The following is a 3,603-nucleotide window of genomic DNA, read 5'->3' as shown; positions in this document are numbered from 1 at the left end:
ATTTCAGCCAGTACTTTATTTCAGCCAGTATTTTTACTGCTACAGCGGGGTTCTTATTTGTATCCGGCTCCTGTTAATGACGCTTTCAGATCTCTCTGTTTTTCTAACCTTTTAAGGCCCATCTTTTACAGAACTCTCTTTTTGCCGGAACGTTCCTTTTAGTTGAAACTTCCTTCTTAAACTTTTCTCTCTCTTAAATAGAGCTCTTAATCTAAAGGAATGTTTTAGCAGAAAAAAACCTCTCAGACTATATCTGGGGAAGTCAGTTTATCTTCTCAAAAAAGAGACCTGATATCATTCTTAAACGTGATTGAAAGCCTTTAATTATCTCTCTTTTATAATATTTCATAAAAATACCAGTATAATTAATATTCTACTGTTTATTTGCTTATTTAAACCAGTATAACTCTTTGTTTCACATTCTACAGCCTATAAACAATGTAAATATTATTAAAACTCTTTATGTTCCCCTTTCTAAAGTTTCTAAGCCTCTATCTTAGTTTCTTATGTTTATATTAGCTCAAAAAATATAGTCACATTTATCGAAAAACAGAAAGGTATGTAGTGGGAGGTCTTTCATTGGAAGTTCAATACAATCGAAGTTCATTCAGGAATTATCTGTACGATATTCGTTTTATCATCCTGTTCTATGTGATAGGAGACTGGGCATCTACCTTTTACGCCCTGCCGTTCGGTACAGAATATAACCCCGTTCCTGCAATGATTCTGGAAAATTACGGCATTTACCATCTTCTGCTGATAAAATTCGCATTTGTCCTTCTGCTCTTCTACGTAGCACCAATAATAAAAACATCACAGGGGCGGTGGGAGCTTACAAAACGCATAATAGAATCCGTAGGCATTCTGGTCACGATAAACAACCTCATGGTAGTCTGGTACGGAAGCAGTCTTATAGAGACCCTGGGACTGCTCTGAGTCTTTGAAGGTTGTAATCAGACCTCTTTTCCTCCCCTGTTATTTTTTTCAAAGGCAGATAAAAGCTCTACTATTTCGATTAATCTGCCTGCTGCTGCTGTTTACATTGTTTTGGCATATACAAAGCAGTCATAATATTCTTTCTCTATTCTGTGGATCTTTTTTGCGATCCCTTCTTTTTCATACCCGCACTTCCGTGCAACTTTCTCGCTTGCCAGGTTTCGAGTATCCATGAGGATAGCAATTCTCTTCAGTTTCAGTTCACCAAAACCTATTTTTTCAAGCTGCTTTATAGCTTCGGTCGCAATACCCTGTCCCTGATAAGCGCTGTCCACAAAATAGCCAATTTCCCCGACCCAAGGCCTGTGCTGGTCGATCATGATCCCGCAGGCTCCTACAATGTTTTCATCAAAAAGGATTGAATAGTTGTATTCGAAGTTAGCTTTCCGTCTGGCATCGTTCATCTTAAGGAACCGTTTTTCGTCCTCAAGGGTCTTTATGGGGACTTCTATAAACTCACAGTCCATATGTGTGAGAATTTCAAAAAAACGGTCTGCATCGGAAATCTCCTGAGGGCGGATCTTTACTCGGAGCATGATGGAAAATTAAGTTTCTTTCCTGAAAAACGTTTTTAACGCCTACCTGTTTTTTCCTTCCGGGGCTGGTTTGATGAACCTAAAAATAAAGTATAAGTAACACCTTTGATTAAATATAGAACTGTGCAAGCCGATATTTTATCCAGAATTAGAAAGGATCTGACCGAAAGCATTGACGAGAAGACACAAAACAGCTATTCCCGATTTTTTAAAGAAGAAGTGAAGTGCTATGGAGTAAAGTCTGCGGCTGTCGGAAAAATAGCAAAAAACTATTTTAAGGAAATGGAGCAGGCAGGGAAGGCGGATAAAAAAAGAGTTTTCTCCCTTGCGGAAAAACTCCTGCAGTCGGACTACTGCGAGGAAGCCTTTATCGCTTTCGAATGGGCATACATGGTAAGGGCAGAATACACTGAAGCCGACTTTCCGGTTTTCGAGAGATGGGTTAAAAACTATGTTAACAACTGGGCTAAGTGCGACACCCTCTGCAACCACGCGGTCGGCTCTTTTATCGAGGAATTCCCGGAATTCGTTGAAAACCTGAAGACCTGGGCAAAATCGGACAATCGCTGGCTCAGGCGTGCGTCAGCCGTAACCCTTATCCTTCCTGCAAGAAAAGGCCTTTTCCTTCCCGAGGTCTTTGCGATCGCAAATATCCTACTGACAGACAAAGACGACCTTGTCCGGAAAGGCTACGGCTGGATGCTTAAAGAAGCCAGCAAACCTCATCAGCAGGAAGTCTTCGAATATGTCATGGAAAACAAAAAAGAAATGCCCAGAACCTCCCTCAGGTACGCAATCGAAAAACTCCCGCCGGAACTCCGGGCTGAAGCCATGAAAAAATAAAAAAGGAAACAATAAAACCATGAAAGGGATCTCCTGTAAAGAGGAAGCTTTCTTCCTGCTCTACAGGAGTTCTGAAGAAAAGGATTTACTGTTTTTGATGGAGGAAAGCTGAAAGAGATAATTTTGAGGATGTTAAGGTTTTAAAGGGTGTTAAGGGAGAAGGAGTTTTCCCGACGCAGTACCCCTTACCGCATCTATCAGCTCCTTTCTCCCCATATTCCCCAGTTTTTGTTCCCATATATTTCGCCGGCAGTCTGGTCTGCAGGCGGATCCATCTGTGAAAGCTTTGTCTGTCTGCCAATCTAATGAATATCTTCACAAGTATTTTTTTCTTTTTGCCCTGTTATGGCAGGGATTTCTCACTTTCAAAGTTTTAATAAGAAAGTTTATCATGTGGTTGTATTTTTCTGTGCTTCTCCAGATATCGTATTAATTTGAGATTTTTTATTTCTGTTTAATGAGATAAAATACAAAAATGTGAAAAGTTTAAGAGTTTGAAAAGGGAGGTTAAAGAAAGGCAAAAACAAAGGCAAAAATTATAGTTTCTCTTAAAATCTTTTTTTCAGTGTTTAATCTCCTCAGCCAATCATATCGATGCAATTTTTCCTGCATCCGTTATCACGTATCCACTGTCCCCGTCTGCAATATACCCCATTAATTTTAGTTCTCTGAGGTGGTTGTAAGTCATACCTTTAGAAATTCCGGCAGTTGCCGCAATCTGGGTAACAGAAGAAACACCTTTCTGGATCTCTTCAAGTATCAGTTTCTTGGTCTCCGAAAGATTGAAGCTCAGCACCGGAAAATCAATCATCATGCTGTCCTCTTCGGTGACATAAACAATTCTCTGAACCATATCGTTTCTTGCATAAGCTCCGAAAAGCGCCCCAAAAGCCTGAGGCTTTCTGCCTCCTGAAACATTGACAATGACCTGATTTCCTCTATCGTGTTCCTTTTCAATAAGTTCAGCGACATCTTTTGCTACACGGACGGTATCATAAAGAGCAGTATATTTTTTCTCAACCTCAAGCGCGTTTTTAAAAGTTTTTTCAATTATATCTTCAGACTGCTGCTTCTTTTCATTTGCCCCTTCTTCTGAAAGGAGTATTATCTTGGAAGGAGCGAGGCGCGTCACACAGATGATAACGGGTTCAAGAGAATATATGGTGGAAATTAGAGTAAGCTTTGCCATTAGAGAATTAGTATTGTTTGGGTGGGTTAAATGTTTTCC

At 40.0% G+C, this 3,603-nt stretch carries 4 protein-coding genes; 2 read left to right on the top strand and 2 right to left on the bottom strand.

Annotated elements, in window-relative coordinates:
- The first annotated feature begins 579 nt into the window (after positions 1–579).
- Positions 580–936: a DUF5658 family protein gene (locus PLL47_RS14350; RefSeq protein ID WP_324447174.1), complete on the top strand. Its 357-nt coding sequence runs from the start codon at positions 580–582 to the stop codon at positions 934–936.
- Between the two features lie 101 nt (positions 937–1,037).
- On the opposite strand, the gene PLL47_RS14345 is transcribed toward PLL47_RS14350, so the two are convergent.
- On the bottom strand, positions 1,038–1,532 hold the full coding sequence (locus PLL47_RS14345) for a GNAT family N-acetyltransferase (RefSeq protein ID WP_324447172.1): 495 nt from the start codon (positions 1,530–1,532) through the stop codon (positions 1,038–1,040).
- 123 nt (positions 1,533–1,655) lie between these two features.
- Here PLL47_RS14345 and PLL47_RS14340 point away from each other — a divergent pair, with 123 nt between their 5' ends.
- On the top strand, positions 1,656–2,375 hold the full coding sequence (locus tag PLL47_RS14340; protein WP_324447170.1) for a DNA alkylation repair protein: 720 nt from the start codon (positions 1,656–1,658) through the stop codon (positions 2,373–2,375).
- A 586-nt stretch (positions 2,376–2,961) separates the two neighbouring features.
- On the opposite strand, the gene csa3 is transcribed toward PLL47_RS14340, so the two are convergent.
- Positions 2,962–3,603: CRISPR-associated CARF protein Csa3 (gene csa3 / locus PLL47_RS14335; protein WP_324447168.1), on the bottom strand; the 642-nt coding region annotated here is incomplete at its 5' end.

Origin of the sequence: Methanosarcina sp., assembly GCF_035390745.1 — an archaeon.
In the GTDB taxonomy this organism is placed as follows: Archaea; Halobacteriota; Methanosarcinia; order Methanosarcinales; family Methanosarcinaceae; genus Methanosarcina.
Note: the sequence above shows the minus strand (reverse complement) of the source record. Positions and strands in the feature narration are given on the sequence as shown.

Excerpts from the sequence above, each read along its gene's own strand:
- PLL47_RS14345 (WP_324447172.1), bottom strand. The coding sequence starts at position 1,532 with ATGCTCCGAGTAAAGATCCGCCCTCAGGAGATTTCCGATGCAGACCGT.